Here is a 17703-nt window from a genome sequence, read left to right on the forward strand (position 1 = left end):
TATTGGGTGGAGGAAGGGTTGAGGAAAGGTGAAACTATTACTATGAATCGTTTTGATCAGTTCAACTTGAGTGAGGAAATTTTGGGTGGTATTCAGGATTTGGGGTTCGAGGAGCCCTCGCCCATTCAAATGGAGTGCATCCCTGCGGTTTTGCGCGGGGAGGATGTCATTGGCCAGGCGCAGACAGGGACAGGAAAGACGGCGGCTTTTGGGATCCCCATCCTGGAACGGGTAAATACACGGTCACTTCACGTTCAGGCAGTTATTCTGGCACCCACGCGTGAGCTAGCAATCCAAGTTTCGGAGGAATTGCGACGGATTGGTCGACCGAAGCGTTTACGGATGCTGCCTATCTACGGCGGACAGGCAATTGGTCGTCAGATCAAGGCCCTCCAGCAGGGTGTGCATGTTGTGATTGGTACACCGGGACGGTTGCTTGATCATCTGCGAAGGGGTACGTTACGCGTGGATAAGGTGGAGACCTTTGTGTTGGATGAGGCCGATGAGATGTTGGATATGGGTTTCATTGAGGATATTGAGGCCGTGATGCGTTATGTACCGGATCGTCGGCAGTTATTGCTTTTTTCTGCCACGATGCCTCCGGTGATCCGTCAGTTGGCGCAGAGATATATGAAAAAACCTCGTTATATTACGGTCAGTCGTGGTGAGGTTACGGTACCTATCATTCAGCAATTTTATTATCGTGTATTGGAGAGTTGCAAGGCTGATGCCTTATGCAGGATTCTGGATAGTGAGGAGATTTCCCTCTCCATTGTTTTTTGCCGTACGAAGAAGGGTGTGGACGATCTTACAGAGGCTCTTCAGGTTCGCGGGTACCTGGCGAGTGGGCTGCATGGAGACTTAGCTCAGCAACAGCGGGATCGGGTGATGCAGGCTTTTCGTAAGGGTGATATTGATGTTTTGATTGCTACCGATGTGGCTGCGCGGGGGATTGATGTGGGAAATGTTTCCCATGTTATCAATTTTGATATCCCGCAGGATGTAGAGGGGTATGTGCATAGGATTGGGAGGACAGGTCGCGCGGGTCGTGAGGGCATTGCGTTGACGTTGGTAACCCCCCGTGAGATGAAGCAGTTGAAGATCATTGAGCGTGAAACGCGTTTGCGTTTGCAGCCGCGTGAGTTGCCCACGCTGGAGGAGGTAGCTGCTAAGCAGCAACGCAGTTGGATGACGCAGATTGAGGAGGTCATTCAATCCAATACAGATTTTTCTTTTGTATCGGAAATAGTAGATCAGTTGATGGAGCGTTTCTCACCCCACAAGGTGGTTACTGCGGCCCTCCATCTGGCCTTTTTTGATCGCTTTAGTAAGAATATGGAAACTTCCTATCGGTTTGGTGAAACGGGAGCTTCACCGGGTATGGTTCGCTTTTTCATCAATATTGGACGTAATGCCCATTTGCGGCCCCAGGAATTGGCCAAGGCAATTGCAGAAAACGCTGGGATTCATTTGCGACAGATTGGTCGTATCAATATTTATGATCGTTTCTCATTTGTTGAGGTACCCGAGGAAACCGCTCCCTTTGTTTATGAGGCTTTGCAACAGTCGCGCATCAATGGTACGCGGGTGAATATGGAGCCGGCGCGTCCGCGTGGGCGTTCATAAGGTTTGGTTGATAGAAAGATGATATAGTAAAAACGCGTTCCCCCCGTGAGAAGGAACGCGTTTTTAGTATTACATTTTTTATGTTGCTTTGTACAGATGATTCTATTCTTATAATGCCTTTATATCAACATGGATTGAGGATTAGTCCCTGATACCGAGATCCTCCCGTGTCCACATTTTTGTAGTTTTGTCAGGCCCAGCGATGTGTATGGCTACAACAGAGTCGATATTGGGTCCACCCTTACCCAAATCAGAGAAAGGGGGTACACGCAGGAAGGCTATTCCCACACGAGAACCCTCGGCAGCATACCTACCATCGGCGAGCAATGCGTAAGAGTGGGTTCCCTTCCGGCTCCATTGTGTCAGAATATCTTTCCTCGTCCCCTTTTTTTGTTTCAAACAGGGTTGTTCATTCAATAAACCATAATGGTTCTGGGAACAATTGGGTTGTACATCCATACTACGACCTGGTCCATATAGATGTTCCAGATAACCACCAGTGTTACCAACACTCGTAAGCTCGTTTGAACCTTCTTCTCTAGGGACTAGGTGGTGTCTGTAACGCGTAATGGGCTGTTTCCCCTCTGCTCGTAGTTTTGAATTTCTGAGTTCATATTCGTATCTAGCTTTTGCCTGTGCCAGGGCTGATTTTGCAAGATCCTCGTCCCATTTCAGTGCAGGGAAGGCCCTTAATTCGGATAGTAGGGGCTCTCCTCGTTTTGTATTGCTACGCTGTTGATTGATTTCGTCGAACATTTTACGGGCTTGCTCTTCCGAATTGCCCTCTTCAGAATGGGTTACCCTTTCCTTATCGTTATCCTTGGGTGGATGGATAGGTTTGGTTTCACGGTTGGAATCGAATTCATTGTTTGATTCCCGTTTGGATTGGGAGTTGTGGTTGTTGTCTGAATACTTTTTCCCCTGCTGGGATTCATTTTGGGTGTATGGGCTCCCGTTCTTGTCCTCTATTGCGTTCTTTGGCTTCTCAGTTAGAACCTCCTTTTTCTTTTCCATCCCTTGTTCCTTATCGCTGTTCCCTTGTTCCTTATCGCTGTTCCCTTGTTCCTTCCCGCTGTTCCCTTGTTCATCGTCCAGATTTTCCCCATCGGAGGAACGGATCACAGCGGTTTTTCCGTTGGATTCTTTAACCTGTACATCCGTGATCGAGCTCCCTTTGGATTGATATGAGCATTCTGCTAGTTCGTGACCACTCTTTATTATTTTATCCTTCAATTTATCGTTTATAGATTCTGTGGGTATGGGTTTCCAATAGTCCGTTTCTATGAGTTTGTCGCACCCTTTTTCCCCAGATCGTTTTCTTGGCGTATGGTTTTTTTCATTCTCAGCATTTGTTGGTGTGGTACCCTGCTTGTTTTGTTCGTTATACGATGATGAAGGATCCTCTTTAATTTGTTTGCTTTCGCTTTCTTTTTTAGAATCTAGGTTGTGATTCAGCTGGGCGTTGGTGGATAGGGTGGGAGGAAGGAGTGTGAGCGTGGTGAGACCCATAACAAAGGGTATGGAGTAAAGGTTTTTTTTTTTCTCAATTTGTTTCATGGTGTAGTTTCCTCCTTTGGGTTATCGTGGGTTTTTATTAGCAGGAAAACTAAAAAGCTACCTGTGGATTTTGTGATTTGAGATTTTCGGTGGTGCCGGAATTGCCATGAAGGTGGGGGGGTGGTTGAGCCCCCCTTTTCTTGCACCCGGCTGGTCTACTTGATGTTGGGAACCTCCTTACCCTCCTCTGTTGTAGGCAAGTTTTCCTCTAGTGTCATTAGTTAGGAATGGTAAGAGGTGCGTTCAGGATATCTTACACTAAAATATTTTTCCGGACATTGGGTTAAAAAGTTTCTGGTAAAGTCCTTCGGGAGCCTACCTTAACTACCCACTCAATACTTTGAAAATTTAATATATATATATATATATTAATTCATAAAAGTACCTGTACCATATTTTTATTAATAAGTTAATAAATATAATACTATGATTACACAAAACAATATATGATAATGAATATGAAAACTAAGATAGACGTTGCTATACGGTCGGTCCATACTGTCCATACTCCGTGTGGATTCATCGTATAATTATTTATATTATACAAATAAATTTTAATTTTATAAATAATATATTTTTACCATATAGTTTATATTATAGTTTGACATTGGTCTTATCCATTGTGAATGCATCTTGTATTCCATAGTTATATGTATTTGTTTCATTTAAGGGGTGACGTACCCTACAAGATCCCTCTAGGAACAGAGGACTCACTACCCTCATTTCACGAGGATATTCATAAATAATTATTTTTACGTAAGATGAAAACATGCACCAGGCTAAGTATAAGGGAGGCTTTCTGGTATCCGGCGAATTGGGTTGACGAATTGATATCAAGCTGGGATTCATGTATCGTGTTGTGCTCTATGAGGGATGGGGGAGGGGCCCCCCGAAATTGGCATGTGGTATGCAGGTTTCAAATCGCCCAGTGCTGCTTGTTGTAAAGAGCAGGGGTGGTTGGGCGTTCTGGGAAAAGGCAAGATGAAAGAATCCTGTCCGGTGTGAATCAGGGAGATTAGTAAAGTGAACCATGGGAGGAAAATATCGGAAAGGCTCAGTCGATGTCGAAACAAGGGACCTATCCTTAGAACGAAGCCACGGAGGGCGAATCACCTGTTATCCTGGCGGCATCTGGTGTACAGATGGGGTGAATTTGATGTAGGCCCTCATAGGGAACCACGAGAGACTGTCCGCGCGGACACCTGGCTTTAGCCGGGTGTAAAAAAAGAGCTAAAGGTACACCGAGACTTCCTTCCGTGAACAGAGTTGGATCAACTCATAGTAGTGGAGAGAAACCCTTGTAATGAGGGTGGAGCGAAGGGGTTGAATGGTAGACCTGGATGGGTCTAACTGGGCGTACAATCTGAGATAAGGAGATGATTGCAAGTTGGACCAGGCAACATTGGATCGAAACTCGGACAGAACACAGCAGAGGAAGGCATGGAAAACGTAGCATTAGACTGAGGCTCCAAATGGGCAAAATCCTATGGGTTCATAAGGATTACATAATGTGAGAGTAGTACGTTATGACTTTATCGGGATCGGAAGGGTTTCCTATTGGGAGGACTATCAAGGCAGCATCCCGTTGGGGGTGTGAATTTCTGAACGGGTTTTTTTGGGGGGGATTTCCCCCCATTTGAGGTGCTTCCCCCATGGACTGCTATATAAAATAAATTTACTATATTAAAATATAAAACGTATATTTTGGTTTTCTAGCTCTTCCCCCCTTTTTTACCTATGTCACTATAGTACTTGACTCACCCTAATTCGTTAAAAATGGTAATTAATTTCCATTTTCTTTTTGTTTATCTTTCTGTTACACTGTTCCGTAAAAATTGAAAATTTTATGGAATATAGGGGGGTATAGATTGATGAACCACAATACTTATACCGCCTTACCGGCCCCTATTCGTGATAAAAAAATGGAGAACGATCTCCTAGAGCGGGTACAATATTTGCAAAAATCAGGATTATCATACGAGAAAGCCGTTCGAATTGTCGGGCATTCTATTCTGCATGATAAAAACTGGGGAAATTCCACCATTGGAAAGGCTTGGACATGGTTGGCCAACTATGAAAGGGATCAATATCTGGGGCGAAAAAAATATCAAAGAGACAACGGAGGACGCTGTACAATCATCAGAAATGGATATAGAAAACGTGTTTTAGATACCCATAGGGGTCCCATTACTTTTTTCATTCCACGATTACGAGGCGCCAAGTTCCAGTCCGTTCTAGTCGATCCCTATTTCCGTTATGATCCCTACTTGCTGGAAAAGATCGTTTCCCTTCGAATCAGCGGTATGTCCCTGGAGGTCATCGCGGGGCAAACAAAGTGGATCTCCGGCAAGAGGATTCCCCGTTCCACCCTCTCCTAACGTCTTATTTCCCGGTATGATAGCCACCTAGACGCGTGGAATCTCCGTTCCCTACAGAACCAGTATTCCGCTCTTCAGGCCGATGCTACTTATCTCAGGATCCGGGGGGCAAAGGGAAAAAAATAGCCATTTACATAGTAATGGGACGTAGGTGGGACGGTGTATGGGAAATTCTTTACGTTGGATACGGTCTACCTGAAACGTTGGACACCTGGAACCAGGTTTTCAAAAATCTTCGCTCGCGGGGTTTATCATCGGTTCCTTTGATCGTTACCGACGCTCACCCTGGCCTCAAAACGGCTGTTCGTGTCCATTACCCCGCATCGGATTGGCAACGATGTATTGCCCATTTCTTTAGAAACCTGCGGGATGCCGCTGAGGAGGACTCTTTTCCCCCAGAGATACTCTTTGATAGGATGCGCAAAGAGGTTCTGGAATCCCCGGATTGTGAAACGGCCTATGCAGTTGGCATGAGGATATGCGAGGATTATAAAGACGTGGCCCCGAAAACGGTAAAAGTATTGCGAAAGGGCCTGCGAGATATCACCATCCACCTCGGACACGACCTTACCCATCAGAAGTCGAATCGGAGTACCAACATCCTGGAGAATTTAAACGGGAATTTAAAACGCATTACGAACAAAGCTCGCTGCTATCCTGATGACAGGGCTTCTTATCGGATATCCACCCTCTTCTGTCTCCGTGATCACCAAAAACGGCAGGAAACAACGGACCAGAGGATAGCATGAATCATAGGGATTGGGAAGAAAGCAGAAATAGTATGGAATCATGTGTTTTTGCGATTTAGATTGAAAATTTGGTAAAGTAAGAATCGTCTTTTTTCCCAATCCCTATAGGATTCATAATAAGAATGGACGAAAGAAGGTCGGAAGACGGGAACGAATTTTCTATCTATACAAATTAATAATATAATTATTCTTAAAAAATACAGGAAAAGGTCACCCAAGGAAGCAAAAAAGTGGGACTAAAAATCCCCTCCGAAAAATGCACACACCCGTCCGGATGCTGTCCTGCTTTCTTTGCTCGGGGCCCTGTATCCGGTTAAGTTTGTTTTCTCTGTGGCCTTGGCATAGACCAAAACCCCTTGGGAAGATTGTCAGTATAGGTAATTTGTAGTTGAAAATTATCACTCTCGGACTAGAGTACGTGGGCCAAGTAAAGCCAACATAAATTTAAATTTCATTTTTTATATAAATTTTTATATATTAAATTTTATGTAATCCTTGGTATTCCCCTCTGCCCCCTCTGTCCCTTTTTTGGAGGCACCAAATGACCTGGGATCCATTGTAAGCCGATTCTTTTTCTATCCTGGCCCGTACCACTCTTGTCTTACCATGTCCCTTTATCTTGGCGGCCTGAAAACGATTTTTGTAAAAGAACACCTCCCTGCTCATAGGTTTGGCAGCGCATTGGCCTGGCCAACTGACATCCCTCACAGGTTCCCTTATTGAAGTGGTCCACCATCTTTTACAATGTATTTTTCTAATATCTTTAGATCATAACCATGATCCTTTTAGTAATCCCTATAGTATCCCTTATCATTTTACTATTATTTATAATCATTATTAATTTTCTTTAACTTCTGTAAATTTAAAATATCCACAACGTGGTGGCACAATACCGACATAGGATTATCGATAACACGAGTACTGCTTGACTTTTCCTCATTTGGGAGGTTGTAGATTGTAGTAGCTAATGTTCGCAACAGAAGCAGTCGTCTTTCTTTTTTTGCCCTTATACTTTTATAATCCCCCTAAGGCTGTTTTTAAATATTGGGTTTCTTTGTTCCTACCTGTTCTCTTTTTTCTATCTTCTGATTTACCGTGAAAAATATGGAAAAAAATGATTGAATATAGTTTGTGGAATAGGACATTTGCATCGACTCCCTTGTTTTTATCAATACTGTTTCCCAAATTTATGAACAAAGGAGTGATTGTATGTATAGGTTGATAACATAAATATTATTATATTACATATATTTTATGATAATGAATGCAGCGATCATTTGGGGGGGTATCTTCAGAAGGGATTTTCTTTACCTATTTTCCCTATCTTCCGTAGCTGAAAATTATGCCTTATGTGGTTCTCGTTTACGCTGACTACGGGACCGGAGGAAGCAACATTTTTTAATATAAATTCATAATTATATAAAAATATAATTATATATTAAAAAATACATAAAATATATTTAAATAAAATTTACTCCCTATCGTCCTATCATCAGCCAACCTCTGCATCGATTTATGTTGCAATGTTCTGCAGAGGAATGATATGTTAGAATGAATGTATATCATAATTGCAATAGTTAATTGGGATGGGGAGGGTGGTTCTTTGCTTAATTCTCTATACTACTCCCGTTCTCGTTTCCGTAGAGGGGGGGGCATTTCCCTCGGGAATTTTCGTATTGGATACTATGTACCCGTGTGTGTATTTCTCCTTCTCATTATGATTACCTCCATTTTAGTATTCAAGGGTTGGCTGGGACAAGGGGTCGGCGGGGATAGGGGAGGCCTTCATTCCCCCTGGCATAGCAGCAGGGGGCGGGTTGCTCTCACCTTTGACGACGGTCCCTCCTTGGATCACACCCCTGCGATTCTCGATATCCTTCATCGTTCTGATGTTCCCGCTACCTTCTTTGTCCTTGGTAGTAAAGTTCAGAATTTGGAAGGGGCAAGAAATAGGACGACTGCGGAGGCCCAAAAAGCCCAATATATCATTGATGAGACCCGGGCCAGGCATCTCGTAGGCAATCATACTTGGGACCATAAGAATATTAAAAAAATGGATAGTAATACCATGATGAATAGGGAAGTTAAACCTACTTCGGAGATCATAAAGAGAACATACGGACAGGAATCAGTCGACCTCTTTCGGCCCCCCTATGGAGCTATCTCATCAGAGAAAATGGATGAGATTCAGAGGGAAACGGGGATGCAAAAGGTCCTTTGGAATATCGAAACCAGGGATTGGGATAAAAAAAATAGTGCAGCGACTATGGTTGCAGAGGTGAAGAAATCCCTAGATAAGGGTGGGGATGCTGTTATTATCATGCACGATGGTGTTGGTAATACAAAGGAAACGATAAAGGCCCTGCCTGAGATCATTAAGGTGATAAAGGATCATAATTTTGAAATCGTTCCCTTATCGGAAATTATGAGGAATGGGGGTATTCGCAAACGTTCCTAGATAAGGGGTGTGATCTGAATTTACTTCCTTCGGAACCATGGACAACGGGAATTCTCTTCGCGGGACCAAGGTAAGGGGCGGGGGAGATCTCTGTGCATTTATATCCTAATTCGTGTCTCTCCGTTCCCCTATTTTTCACGACATTTGCTAGCGTGCCAGGGGGCCATTTGCATCCTTGGGGGAGGGGGGTGTATAATGGCGCAAAAAAAGAGGAACGGGTTCTAGTGGGGGCTTTCTGTCATGGGTGTGTTTTTTCCGTGGGTAGAGGTAGGTTGGGGTTATCTTCGCCACATAGTGTATAAAATACATAAAATTTAAAAAATTTTATGGTAGGATCGGGTACCCTTTGTACCCAGGTTTCGAGGTTTTACAGTCCATTTCCCTTGGCATTCACGTAAAGGCTCTGCGGTTGGCAGGGCCTTTGTAGTATCCATATCTGGTATATTTTTCGCACGTATTCCGAGGAAAAGGTGTGTGATAGTATGTGGAGTGAAAAATTTTCTAAAGAGGGCTTGACTTTCGATGATGTTTTGTTAGTTCCCAATCGCTCCACTTACCTTCCCAAGGACGTAGATACCACCACAGAAATCGCCACAGGCCAAAAGCTACATATTCCCCTGTTGAGCTCGGGTATGGATACCGTAACGGAGACGCCTACAGCAATTGCGCTTGCTCGTCAAGGGGGCTTGGGAATCATTCATCGTAATATGGGAATAGATGAGCAAGCGGGAGAAGTGGATCGTGTGAAACGTTCTGAGAGTGGTGTTATTTCCAATCCCTTCTATTTGCATCCCGAGCACCGCGTGCACGAGGCTAAGGCCCTGATGTCCAAATACAAGATATCTGGGGTACCCATCGTGGATCGGCATAAAAAACTGGTGGGAATTATTACGAACAGAGATCTTCGTTTCATCAAGGATTATGATGTATCCGTTTCGGAGGTAATGACCAAGGAAAATCTGGTGACGGCATCGGTAGGTACTACATTGCAGGGGGCCGAGGGGATTTTGCAGGAACGCCGGATTGAAAAGTTACCCCTTGTGGATTCTGATGGGATCCTTTGCGGGTTGATCACCATCAAGGATCTAGAAAAGGCCATGCGTTTTCCAACCTCAGCCAAGGATAAGCAGGGGCGGTTGCTTGTGGGTGCAGCTGTAGGTACAGGGGAGGACACGATTCCACGGGTTGAGGCCCTTCTGGCCGCACAGGTGGACGTAATTGTCATTGATACGGCGCATGGACATTCCCAGGGGGTACTCACCTTGGTGGAGGAATTACGTCGCCGTTACGCAGATGTGACGATCATGGCGGGAAACGTGGCCACGGCGGAGGCTACAAGGGATCTCATCACTGCAGGGGCTACTATCATTAAGGTGGGAATGGGGCCTGGATCCATCTGCACAACCCGTATTATTGCCGGCATTGGTATTCCACAGATTACGGCCATCTATGATTGCGCTGCCGAGGCCCGTAAACATGGGGTTAGCATTGTGGCTGATGGTGGAATTCGTTATTCGGGTGACATCGTAAAAGCCATTGCCGCTGGTGCGGATGCTGTTATGATCGGTAGCCTCTTCGCTGGAACGGAGGAGTCCCCTGGGGATACGGAAATTTATCAAGGGAGACGTTTCAAAGTGTACCGTGGTATGGGTTCTCATGGAGCCATGAGGTCGGGTTCCAAGGATCGTTATTTTCAATCAGGTGAGATGGATACCTCCAAGTTAGTACCCGAGGGTGTTGAGGGTCGTGTTCCCTATAAGGGTCCCTTGGCAGATACAGTCCACCAACTCATGGGTGGGTTGCGTGCGGGTATGGGTTATTGTGGCGTGGGTAACTTACGACAGCTGCAGAATCAAACGAAGTTCATCCGTATTTCCCCGGCCTCCCTATATGAAAGCCATCCGCATGGCGTACAAATAACGAAGGAGACCTCTAATTATAATATTTGATTTCATGTTGTCTTTAGGAAATTTTAGGGTAAATAATTCTTGTAGGGATTGGATCCTAAAGGGCAAACCGTCAGCGGAAATTTTTTCCTAATTTTTTCTAGGGTTACGTTATAGGGGTTTATTTTATCATTGCCGCCAGATTGTGATAGGTCCCACATAGAGGCCTGGGATTGCCGATATTCTTGGGGGACGTGATCCTCGCGCTCCTTTTTCCCTTATGGTTTCTAGGGTGTTGCCTCAATCATAAGGGGGTTGGGTTCAATGATTCCCCCGCATTTGTTTTTGCGTGGGCAAAGGGCCCTTTCGTGGGTGTTTTGGGGTACTATAGGTAGTATGGTCCTTTTTGTCCTTGGGATTCATATTCCGTTTGTCCCCAGTGAGACGGTATGGGGATCACCGCAACAGGGAGGGGGATTAAGGGAGTGCGGACTCTGTGGCGGGGGTTGTTTTTTTTTCTGAGGATTATTTCAGGGTTGTTTGGGATTATTGTGTGTTCGTTTTTTTTTTTCGTTTTGACTTCGGATTGGGAGGACTCAGAGTACGAAGATACCTTTTTGATGCAACGACAATCACCTTCCGCACAGGCCCTCCGACTCTCCATATATGCTGATTCCTCTTTTCGTAGGTATTATCCGAAATGGAAGCAGAAGATTGAGAGATGGGTACATCGTGCAGGTGTCCGTTTGTTTAAAAAGACACAGATTCAATTAAAAATTATTTGTTACCATCCATGGGAAACACGTTCCATATTGGATGGGGGTTCTTCCCTTTATCTCGATCATCTGAACTGGTTTTCCCAAAAAATTCATCGTTCTCCCGCCCCCGTGCATTTTGTGGTTGGTTTTACCGTGCGGGACGATTTTCTCAACCTGCGTACTCCTTCCCATTCCAAACAGGGTGGTTCCATGAACGGAACCCTAGGTGTGTCTGGAATGCGATGGCGAATGGATAGGGTGACAAAGGAAAAACGTCCGGATACTTCGGACCCTGTTTACAGTGTTGTTTACACGGGTCGTCGTCAAACAGGGGATGAGGGTATTGTTCTTACCCTACAGCATGAACTTTCCCATCTGTTGGGGATCCTTTCCCATGATGATCGTTCCCCAAATTTGATGAATTCGGTTTTGCATCAACATACTTCCTATATTTCTCGTTGGTTACCAGAACATATTCCCATCATTCGGTCCTGGGCACTTGCCTACCTTCGTGATACAAGGAGGAACCCGCGTCGTTGTCCCATATCGTCGTAAGGATTTGAGGGGGTACATTCCTACAGGGTACAATGGCGTGAAGGGGGGATCTTGTTGATAGCGATACGTGTTATCCATGGTCCCAATTTGCAACGTCTCGGCAGACGGGAGGTATCTATTTATGGGGAGCAAACCCTCGCTGAGCTGGATCAGCGATTAGTACGGCTGGGGAGAGAGTGGGGTTTGATGGTTACCTGTGTACAGCACTCCGGCGAGGGGGAACTGATGAAGGCCCTGAATGCGGCGGAGGAGGATGCACACGGGGTAGTTTTCAATCCGGGTGCTTATACCCATACGAGTTACGTTCTCCGTGATGCTGTGGCGGGTTTGCGGATCCCTGTTATCGAAGTACATTTGACCAACTTGTATGCCCGGGAGTCCTTTCGGTCCCGCTCCGTGATTGTTGATGTTTGCCATGGCCAGATTGTGGGCATGGGTGGCTTAAGCTATGAAGCTGCTTTGTGGACCCTACGTGGTTTGCTTGTAGATCAATGAGGGGGATCGTGTGTGAGTGGACCATATGTTGGGCGTTTGGAACAATTACGGGCCCGGTTACGGCGCGAACATATTCCAGCGATTTTGATAACCCAGCCTGACAATCGTCGTTACCTGACGGGTTTTACTGGTTCCCACGGTATCGTTTTGATTACAGCAACAGAAGCTGTTGTCATTACGGATGCCCGTTATCGTGTACAGGTTGAGAACGAGGCACCCGATTACAAGCCAGTTTTACAAGGCAATATGGGATGGATAGCTGCTGTCATTACACAAGTCAAACGGTTGGAAGTAGGGACGGTGGCTTTTGAGGAAAATCACGTTACTGTTTCTATCCACCAACGCTTGCTTAAGGACTGCCCCGATACTACCTGGCGTGCGGTGGCGGGCTATGTGGAGGCATTGCGGATTGTTAAGGATGAACAGGAACTGATTCTTCTGCGTAAAGCAGCCCGGATTGCGGATCGTGCTTTTTTGCAGGTTGTGGGGCAACTGGGATCTGGGATGACAGAACGGTCGATAGCACGGGCTCTTTCGCGGAGTGTGGAGGATCAGGGGGCCTCGGGAATGGCCTTTGATACGATCGTTGCATCTGGTAAGCGTTCGGCGTTGCCTCATGGGATTGCAACTGATGCCAAAATAGCCAAGGATGACATGGTGACTATCGATTTTGGTGCCGTGTATCACGGGTATTGTTCGGACATGACGCGCACATTTGTGTTGGGTGAACCCAACGAACAGCAGAGGGAAATACATTCCATTGTAGCTGCTGCACAGATGCGGGCCATGGAAGCCATTCGACCAGGAAAAACGGCCCATGAAATCGATGCAGCCGCACGGAATTATATATCGGAAAGGGGTTATGGGGAAGCGTTCATCCATTCTACTGGGCATGGGGTGGGCCTTTGTGTGCACGAGTTGCCCAACTTAGCGCAACGGCAGCGGGACACACGTTTGGTGCCTGGTATGGTGGTGACGTTGGAGCCGGGTATTTATCTCCCCGGTGTTGGTGGGGTGCGGATAGAAGATGTCGTTCTCGTTACAGAAGAGGGTGCTCAATTCTTGACGCATGCTCCTCGTATGATTTGTCTACGAGATATATTGAAGAGGGTGGGGGAGAAGGCGGTTGATTAGTGTAAATGATTTCCGTACGGGTATAACCATTGAATTGGAGCAGGGGGCATGGACAGTTTTAGAATTTCAGCATGTGAAACCTGGTAAGGGTGCTGCCTTTGTTCGTTCCAAATTGCGTAATATTTCTACGGGTGTCATTCAGGAACGTACATTTCGTGCGGGTGAAAAGGTGGTTCCCGCCCATGTGGAAAATGTGACTATGAAGTATCTCTATAAAAATGGGGACAATTATACCTTTATGAGTATGGAAAATTATGAGCAAATGGAATTATCTTCCTCCCAATTGGAATATGAACTTCAATTCCTGCAAGAGGAAATGGAAGTTCAGATGATCTCCTACAAGGGGAAAATTATAGGTATTGAATTGCCCAATTCAGTGATCCTGGAGGTAATAGAAACAGATCCCGGGGTACGCGGTGATACGGCCACTGGGGGATCCAAACCGGCCAAGTTGTCAACTGGTTTGATGGTGCAAGTGCCCATGTTCATCAATGTAGGGGATCGTTTAGTGATTGATACACGAAGTGGGGGTTATGTATCGCGGTCCTGATGGCTATATCTCCCCATGGAGAGAGAATGGCATTATTGATTTCTATGGGTCCCTGTTTTTTGAGGAGGTATGGATCGATCGGGCAGGAAGAGAGGGATGGGGTTTAGAAGTATTCCCCTGCTAGGGCTTCTGATGAGGTAATATTTTGATCATAGAGGGTGGTATATTGGTTGGGAGAGGATATACCCCTCTCTTACCTGATCGACGGGACCAATGGGCGGTTTCCCTGGCTGGAAGCGCCTGGTTGGGAGTACTTTGGGTTGCATCTCTCCCCTTTTCCTTTGCGTGGATCGTTCCATTATTCTGTGGAATTTGTGGTGGAATGGTAGGTTTCTTTTCTAAAAAAAAATCCCTTCCATGGTATCGGATGGCGGCTTGCAGTTTGTGGGTGGCAGCCGTATTTTCTGGATGGTGGATTGTATCGGAGGAGGTATTCAATCAACCAGGACTTCCCCTGACAGGTAGGGGTAGACTGGTGATTGTGTTGGATGAGACGTTTTGGTGCACTAGGGGAAGAAGTAGGGTACATGCTACCATAACCCATCGGGTGGTCCGAAAAGAGGGGACATGGTCCCCCCTTTCCGTCCCCACGGGGGCCAGTGTAGGGTTTCCCTGCCCCCCTTTATCACGGGGGTATATCCCTCCCCATGGGGGGGTGGGGGACGATTTTTTTTTGCCCCGTGGTACGGAGTTACAGTTGACAGGGCATTGGGGTCCGGCCCCCGGAGCCCGTAATCCGGGGGCCATAGATCTACGCTCCTATTTACGGCGTCATCGCGTTCATCTGTTGCTTTTTCCTGATCGAGATGTCCCTATAACTTGGACGAGGGTACCCCCGATCCCCTGGGTCTGGGTGGATCATCTCCGCTTTATTCTGCGAACCCGCATCCAACAATGTTTCCCTCCCCCTCTGGCGGGTTTTGTTCTATCCATGATGTTGGGGGATAAGGGATTGCTTGATGTGGATACCAAACTCTCCTACACGTTGCTGGGTTTGGGCCACATTCTAACCGTTTCTGGTTTGCATGTAGGGTTTGTTATGGGTTTCATGGTCCTTTTGGGTAGGGGAATAGGGCTACCCCGGTGTGCGTATAGGACCCTTGCCGCCCTTGCTGTCCTTACCTTTGTACTTATATCGGGCGTCGGCCCCGCCGTCGTACGCGCAGGTGGAATGGCTATTCTCCTATTGATAGCGGATCAGAGGGGAGGCAGGTTTTCCCGACAGGCATGGGCCATTATGTTGGGAATGGCCTTACTTCTTCGCCCCCAATTGGCTTTGGATCTAGGTTTTCAGCTGAGCTATAGCGTTACCCTGGCCCTGTTGACTCTAGCACCGGCCCTCGCGGAACGATTCTCCCGGTTCCTCCGGTGTGGGTGTACGGTGATGGCCATTCAATGTTCCGCTCAATTGGTTTCCTTCCCACTGCTCATGACCCTCATGCCCGTTGTTTCTATATTCAGTTTACCCCTTAATCTTTTATTGGTTCCTATGCTAGGCATCCTTATTTTTCCCCTTGCGGTGATCGTGCCTGCTGTGAGTTTTCTTTTTCCCATTGTAGCCATAAGGATGGGATATGCAATGGGTCATTATTTTTTCCTGTTGCAGAAATGGGTTCATGAGCTTTCTACCTTGCGGGGAACGCGAATGGTTCTACCCATTTCCCATCCTCTTTTGTTGGTTCCATGGTATTTGACGCTTTGTTATCTCCTCTGGTCCTGGTTACGATGGCCACGTGTGCGTAGTTTTCACAGAGTAGTGGGTTTGTCCTTAACCTTTGGTTTATTCGTTTTTTTCTCTGTGGTTCGTTTTCTCCCCCTCGCATCCGCTGAAGTGAGGATGACGGTATTGGATGTGGGGCAAGGAGATGCCCTAGTCTTGGAGTGGCCCGATGGGCGTGTATGGTTAGTAGATACAGGGGGAAGGTTTCATCGCAATGGTGAATTCCTTCCCCCTTCCTGGTTATCTACTGTATGGGATGCGGGTACGCAGGTGATCCTTCCCTTTCTTTGGAAACGAGGGATTGTCCAGATTGATATGCTCATTCTTACCCATGGAGATTTGGATCACATAGGGGGGGCAAGGAGTATAGCAGAATATCTCCCCATTCGTTATCTGTTGCGCAATCCCCATCCCCCCTCGGTAGAGGAGAGGGAGTTGGTGGCATTTCTTCGGGGAAAAGGAACGAAAATCATAGAGGCTTCCCGTGGTTTGGGAGGTATGATAGGGCCTGGGATTCATTGGTATGTCTTGCACCCCCATAGAGAGTGGATTTCCCCTTCCATTAATGAGAGTAGTTTGGTACTATCCCTCAACATCTATGGTCGACGTTTTCTCCTCACTGGGGATATAGAAGGTGGGGGTGAACAGGAGCTATTGAGTATAGAGGGGGATGATATTTCATCGATCGATGTTCTTAAGGTAGCCCACCATGGTAGTAGGACCTCTACCCAGCAGGTGTGGGTGGATAGGACGAAACCTGTTTATGCGATCATTTCTGTTGGGGCGAACAACCGCTATGGTCATCCCGCCGAGGATGTGTTGGATCGGTTGGTTCGGCAGGGTACCATCGTTTTGCGTACGGATCAATATGGTGCGGTTACCCTTCGTATTCGTCCTGCTGGTTGGTCTATCACTGCTATGTTTCCCTATGGTGTGGGGGAGGAATCCCAATGAGTATGCCTATGGTTTAGTTGCACCCTCATCTGATACTGATGCAGAAGAAAGTAGACTTTGAACAGGGGAATATGTAGAACATTGGAGGGATCCTATGGGGTTGGGCGACCGAAAAGGAGGAAAAAGTTCCTATCCGTAGGGAGGGGGATTCTTGTGAACGAGGGTGAGAATAGTGCCGATGATGGATTGCGTTCCCATGATCTGGAGGTTATTCCGTCTGTTTTTATGGTCCGAAGATCCGGCCCAATCTTCAGACCCTTTAGGTCCTACTTCGATTGTGGGGATGTTGCGCTTCGAGGTTCCGGTGACTTCCCCCCGTGGATCTTTCCGATTTCCACCGGGCAGGGGTATTACCCTGCCTTTTCCTAGACCGCTCACTACCAGGGCTCTTTACCCCAGCAGCGCTAGGCGGTTGGAAACCAGCCACCTAACCAGCCACCTACCAGCTGATTCCGAAGGTCCAGACAACCTTCATCTCTTGTACAACTTCTTGACACACGTAGGCCAATCAATTCTCTTGCCATCCTTGTCCGTGCTCTGCCCTTTCCCTATCGCGCTATCTTCACCTTGGCGTCCTGGAAACGACTCTTTATAAAGAACGAACCCTTCTTCACCCCATGATATGCAAGGACCCTTTTCCTCCTCTTCAGAGGTTTGGCATCGCATTTGCTTGGTGAATTTATATCCCCTGCGGGTTCCCTCATGGAAAGGGTCCACCATCCTTTCTTTTCCTTCCCCCAGGTTTGGTATATGGGATGGATCGGGGGTTTTGCCGCCCGAGCACCAATGGATCTTTCCCTCCTCCCCCCCTCTACACCATCTTATCTTCCTAGAGGGTGCGGATAGCTCCCCTCAAGAGGTTGATCCGATATTTTATTGTGAT

At 46.7% G+C, this 17703-nt stretch carries 9 protein-coding genes and 2 pseudogenes; 9 read left to right on the forward strand and 2 right to left on the reverse strand.

The window, feature by feature from the left end; translation table 11 throughout:
* The first annotated feature begins 42 nt into the window (after positions 1-42).
* The gene (locus PPRES148_RS09545) at positions 43-1626 is read left to right on the forward strand and encodes a DEAD/DEAH box helicase (RefSeq protein ID WP_149454481.1); all 1584 of its coding nucleotides are present in this window, start codon (positions 43-45) and stop codon (positions 1624-1626) included.
* Between the two features lie 141 nt (positions 1627-1767).
* Here the strand turns inward: PPRES148_RS09545 and PPRES148_RS09550 are convergent, their stop codons facing one another.
* Complete coding sequence (locus PPRES148_RS09550) at positions 1768-3183, reverse strand: hypothetical protein (RefSeq protein ID WP_149454424.1); 1416 nt, start codon at positions 3181-3183, stop codon at positions 1768-1770.
* 1871 nt (positions 3184-5054) lie between these two features.
* On the opposite strand from PPRES148_RS09550, the pseudogene PPRES148_RS13415 reads away from it, so the two are divergent.
* The 8 genes and pseudogenes from PPRES148_RS13415 to PPRES148_RS09600 all read left to right on the forward strand — a co-directional run bounded on the left by PPRES148_RS13415 (position 5055) and on the right by PPRES148_RS09600 (position 16820).
* Positions 5055-6310 (forward strand): annotated as a pseudogene (locus PPRES148_RS13415) (IS256 family transposase).
* 1813 nt (positions 6311-8123) lie between these two features.
* A pseudogene (locus PPRES148_RS09570) lies at positions 8124-8768 on the forward strand (polysaccharide deacetylase family protein); the annotation flags it as partial.
* A 482-nt stretch (positions 8769-9250) separates the two neighbouring features.
* Complete coding sequence (gene guaB, locus PPRES148_RS09575) at positions 9251-10717, forward strand: IMP dehydrogenase (RefSeq protein ID WP_149454428.1); 1467 nt, start codon at positions 9251-9253, stop codon at positions 10715-10717.
* Between the two features lie 422 nt (positions 10718-11139).
* Positions 11140-11967, forward strand: coding sequence for a hypothetical protein (locus tag PPRES148_RS09580; RefSeq protein ID WP_149454429.1), 828 nt, complete (start codon positions 11140-11142; stop codon positions 11965-11967).
* 54 nt (positions 11968-12021) lie between these two features.
* Positions 12022-12462: a type II 3-dehydroquinate dehydratase gene (locus PPRES148_RS09585; protein WP_223128035.1), complete on the forward strand. Its 441-nt coding sequence runs from the start codon at positions 12022-12024 to the stop codon at positions 12460-12462.
* Between the two features lie 12 nt (positions 12463-12474).
* On the forward strand, positions 12475-13596 hold the full coding sequence (locus PPRES148_RS09590; protein WP_149454430.1) for a M24 family metallopeptidase: 1122 nt from the start codon (positions 12475-12477) through the stop codon (positions 13594-13596).
* The gene (efp, locus tag PPRES148_RS09595; RefSeq protein WP_149454431.1) at positions 13589-14146 is read left to right on the forward strand and encodes an elongation factor P; all 558 of its coding nucleotides are present in this window, start codon (positions 13589-13591) and stop codon (positions 14144-14146) included. Before PPRES148_RS09590 ends, efp begins: the two co-directional genes overlap by 8 nt.
* Before the next feature lie 166 nt (positions 14147-14312).
* A complete protein-coding gene (locus tag PPRES148_RS09600; RefSeq protein WP_149454432.1) occupies positions 14313-16820 on the forward strand; it encodes a DNA internalization-related competence protein ComEC/Rec2 in 2508 nt (835 codons plus the stop codon).
* 471 nt (positions 16821-17291) lie between these two features.
* Here PPRES148_RS09600 and PPRES148_RS12450 read toward each other — a convergent pair whose 3' ends face one another.
* Positions 17292-17540, reverse strand: coding sequence for a hypothetical protein (locus PPRES148_RS12450; protein ID WP_149454433.1), 249 nt, complete (start codon positions 17538-17540; stop codon positions 17292-17294).
* Positions 17541-17703: the final 163 nt, after the last annotated feature.

The organism is Pasteuria penetrans (assembly GCF_900538055.1).
GTDB lineage: Bacteria > Bacillota > Bacilli > Thermoactinomycetales > Thermoactinomycetaceae > Pasteuria > Pasteuria penetrans.

Coding starts and splice junctions, on each gene's coding strand:
- PPRES148_RS09545 (WP_149454481.1), top strand. CDS start 43: ATGAATCGTTTTGATCAGTTCAACTTGAGTGAGGAAATTTTGGGTGGT.
- PPRES148_RS09550 (WP_149454424.1), bottom strand. CDS start 3,183: ATGAAACAAATTGAGAAAAAAAAAAACCTTTACTCCATACCCTTTGTT.
- guaB (WP_149454428.1), top strand. CDS start 9,251: ATGTGGAGTGAAAAATTTTCTAAAGAGGGCTTGACTTTCGATGATGTT.
- PPRES148_RS12450 (WP_149454433.1), bottom strand. CDS start 17,540: ATGGTGGACCCTTTCCATGAGGGAACCCGCAGGGGATATAAATTCACC.